Source organism: Lentiprolixibacter sp. (assembly GCF_982873095.1).
The window spans coordinates 1-3,392 of the sequence record NZ_CEYNTP010000272.1 but is presented as its reverse complement, the minus strand read 5'-3'; the positions used below and the strand labels follow the sequence as shown (position 1 = coordinate 3,392).

The following is a 3,392-nucleotide window of genomic DNA, read 5'->3' as shown; positions in this document are numbered from 1 at the left end:
AATGGCCTTGTTCAGCAAAACACCGGCTACAGTGGAATCCACCCCGCCTGAAAGACCTAAGATTACCTTATCATTGCCGAGCTTCTCCTTCAGTGCAGCAACTGTGGTTTCTACAAAGGCGTCTGGCGTCCAGGTCTGTTTGAGCCCTGCAATATGGACCAGGAAATTTTCCAGCAGTTGTTTCCCCTGGGTGGTGTGGTAGACCTCAGGGTGGAACTGTATGGCATAGGTGGTTTCACCCTCTATTTTATATGCTGCATTTTTTACATCAGAGGTACTGGCCAAACGCACTGCCTTTTCCGGTAATTCTTTAATGGTGTCACTATGGCTCATCCATACCTGGGAACCTTCAGCAATCTCGTAGAAAAAAGGTTCTTGCCCATCAATATTGGTCAGTCTTGCCCTACCGTATTCCCGGGTATTGGATGGGGCCACATCCCCTCCAAAGAAATGCGCCAGGTACTGGGCTCCGTAACAGATGGCCAGTAACGGCAGCTTTCCTTTGATCTCGGACAGATCCGGGTGGGGCGCATCTCCGGCACGCACAGAAAAAGGCGAGCCCGACAGGATAACGGCTTTGAATTCGTCCAGGGAGTCAGGTGGGTGGTTATAGGGCTTAATTTCGCAGAAAATATTCAGTTCACGAACCCTTCTGGCTATTAATTGGGTGTATTGGGAACCGAAGTCGAGAATCAGGACGTTGTTTTGCATGGCCAAAAATAGCAAAATGGCCTGATTGAAATCCAGACTGGGACTGATTTTTTGTTAACTATCAGATATAAGCTCAGGAGGTACCATTGGAAAAAGAAAAAGCCCCGACCTTACAGGGCCGGGGCTTTTCTAATCAAAAACCAACCTAAACACATGAACTTATTATAACACAATCAATGTTGTCTTTTTAAAAACTTCATCCCTATAATTTGGGGGCTTATAAGGATGAAGTAGTATCCTTTTTCATTGCAATTTGTCTATATAACAATCCACACTGAAAATACCCTACCTCATTTTTAAATTTTTTATCTTTATATGACTTATTCCTTCACAATAATGACAAATTCTTACCTCCAAGAAATTAAGCAGGAACTCCGTGCCGGGGTTGATAAAAAAGACCATCCGTTTCGTTATTTCACCCTTGGCACTGTGGGGTTGGAGCCCATATCACGGCAGCGAACTGTAGTACTCAGGGAAGTGGAAGGTGACTTCACACTTTTATTTTACACTGACGTGCGGTCAAAAAAAATCATCCACCTTACAGAAAACAACAAAGTAGGCTTGCTTTTTTTTCATCCGGAAAAATTATTACAGGTAAGAATGGAGGGGCTTGCTTACATTCTTAAGGATGAGGAAACACTGAAAAAGTACTGGGGCGGCATACAGCCACAAGCCCGAAAAGATTATACCACAGTTGCTGCTCCGGGAACTGCCCTTGAACATCCGGACAAGCTGGAGTACCTGAATGAAGAAAACCACTTCTGTATTATAAAAATAGTCCCGCACAGGATCGAATACCTCAAACTGAAACGACCCCACCACATTCGCGTACAATATTCATGGGAAGAAGACCTGTGGGAATCAGAATTCCTGGTTCCTTAAACCATAGTTTCCAGGATCACCTTGATATCGTCTTCGGTGGTATCCGGGTTGATAAAGCAGAAGCGGGCCACGGTTTCATAGTCGGTCCCAGTTTTCCATTTGGTGGGCGCCACTAGGGCCACATTATCTTCGTGATTCCTGTAGGTCCACATTTTATAATCTTCAGCAGACCATCCTTTCCTCCTGAATAAAACGCAGGATAATGCGGGTTCACGGACCAGTTCCAGGCGGGGGTGGTTTTCAATCATTTTTCCTGCAAGCAGGGCAAGGTTGATACCTCTTTCCACCGCCCATTTGTATTTCTCCGTTCCATGGGTAGCCAGGGAATACCATAGTGGCAACCCACGAAGTCGGCGGGTCAGCTGTATCTGATAATCTGCAGGGTTGAAGCCTACTGCCCCTTCGTCATAAAAAATATCCAGATAAGAACCCTCCTGGGCATGGGCCATCTTGGCCTGTTCCATGTCCCTGTAAATAATGGCTCCACAATCATAGGGGGAGAACAGCCACTTGTGGGGATCGATGGTTACACTGTCTGCTTCTTCTATCCCATCAAACAAATGCCTAACGGAATCGGCTACCAGGGCTGCCCCTCCGTAGGCCGCATCCACATGAAACCAAAGCTGGTGTTTCTTGCAGGTGGCTGCAATTCCCTTGAGGTCATCGATGATCCCGGCATTTGTGGTGCCCCCTGTGGCTACCACGGCAAAGAGGCGCTCTTTTTGTCCCGGTTCCAATGAAGATATCCGGGCTTCCAGGGCCTCGGCGGTCATGCGATCCTCAGTTTCCACCAACAAGACATCCGCATCGATCACCTTGGCCATGGCTTTGATCGAAGAATGTGCACCGGAAGAGGTAATTACAATACCCCGTTCTTTTCCATTTTGAATTCCCTTTCTCCAGGCTTCCCTTGCGGCTACCATTGCGGAGAGGTTCGCCGCAGTACCCCCGCTGGTAAATACTCCATGGGCACCTTTAGGCATGCCTGTTAGGGATACCAGCCATTTCATGGCTTCATTTTCACAAAAGATTCCCCCTGCCCCCTCCATCCAGAAGGCTCCATGGATACTGGAGGCCGAAGTAACAAGGTCAAACATGACCGCGGCCCTGGTAGGAGACGCCGGGACAAAGGCCAGATGCCTGGGATGGTCAATGGGGATCGTTGCTTTTACCAACACATCCCGGAAAAGGTGAAAGGCTTTCTCCCCTCCTATCCCTTTTGGCGTGATCGTCTCGCCTGCCAGTTTTTTTAACTCCTTTTCCTTTTTGGGTTTCCCGAGATTAGGTGCAACATTGGTGATCCTGTTAATGGCGTATTTCACTACGTCGAGGGTCATCTCCACAAGACCGATATCTACTTTGTGCATGAATGAAATTTTATATAAAAGTACGGGATTTGGACGGGAAAATAGCGCCAAATAATCAGTAAGTAAGTACAGTAAAATTAAGGTCGAGCGGGCGCAATTTTTCCAGGAGACCAGGGATCAACTCCTCACCTACTTCAAGGTACATTTCCGAGAAATTCAGCTTTCGTTCCTGCAAGGATTGTCCTGGAAAAAGGGCTTCCTGCAGGGAAGTAATACGCTGGACCTCATCCCTGAGTTTTCGTTTCTGCGCCTTTAGCAATCGCTTCTCCAGTTTATCCAGGCCTTTCTTTTGTTTGGCTTCCTGAGCCCTCACCGCACCCAGGAAACTCTGGTCTGTTTGTTCGGCCAGCTGATACAGGAATTTGAATTGCTCTTCGAGCGCCTGCTTCTGTTCGCTGAAATCAATATCTATATTGGAGATCTGACGGATCC

At 47.4% G+C, this 3,392-nt stretch carries 3 protein-coding genes and 1 pseudogene; 1 reads left to right on the top strand and 3 read right to left on the bottom strand.

Features of this window, described 5'->3' with window-relative positions; genetic code table 11:
• The coding region (gene guaA, locus AC4E7D_RS13015) for a glutamine-hydrolyzing GMP synthase (protein WP_490174220.1) at window positions 1-711 on the bottom strand (711 nt) is incomplete at its 3' end.
• Between the two features lie 336 nt (window positions 712-1,047).
• On the opposite strand from guaA, the gene AC4E7D_RS13010 reads away from it, so the two are divergent.
• Window positions 1,048-1,593, top strand: a complete 546-nt coding sequence (locus tag AC4E7D_RS13010; protein ID WP_490174219.1) for a pyridoxamine 5'-phosphate oxidase family protein — start codon at window positions 1,048-1,050, stop codon at window positions 1,591-1,593.
• Here AC4E7D_RS13010 and AC4E7D_RS13005 read toward each other — a convergent pair.
• Window positions 1,590-2,960, bottom strand: coding sequence for a pyridoxal phosphate-dependent decarboxylase family protein (locus AC4E7D_RS13005; RefSeq protein ID WP_490174218.1), 1,371 nt, complete (start codon window positions 2,958-2,960; stop codon window positions 1,590-1,592). The genes AC4E7D_RS13010 and AC4E7D_RS13005 overlap by 4 nt on opposite strands.
• Window positions 2,961-3,015: 55 nt before the next feature.
• A pseudogene (locus AC4E7D_RS13000) lies at window positions 3,016-3,392 on the bottom strand (bacillithiol biosynthesis cysteine-adding enzyme BshC); the annotation flags it as partial.

Excerpts from the sequence above, each read along its gene's own strand:
- AC4E7D_RS13010 (WP_490174219.1), top strand. The coding sequence starts at position 1,048 with ATGACAAATTCTTACCTCCAAGAAATTAAGCAGGAACTCCGTGCCGGG.
- AC4E7D_RS13005 (WP_490174218.1), bottom strand. The coding sequence starts at position 2,960 with ATGCACAAAGTAGATATCGGTCTTGTGGAGATGACCCTCGACGTAGTG.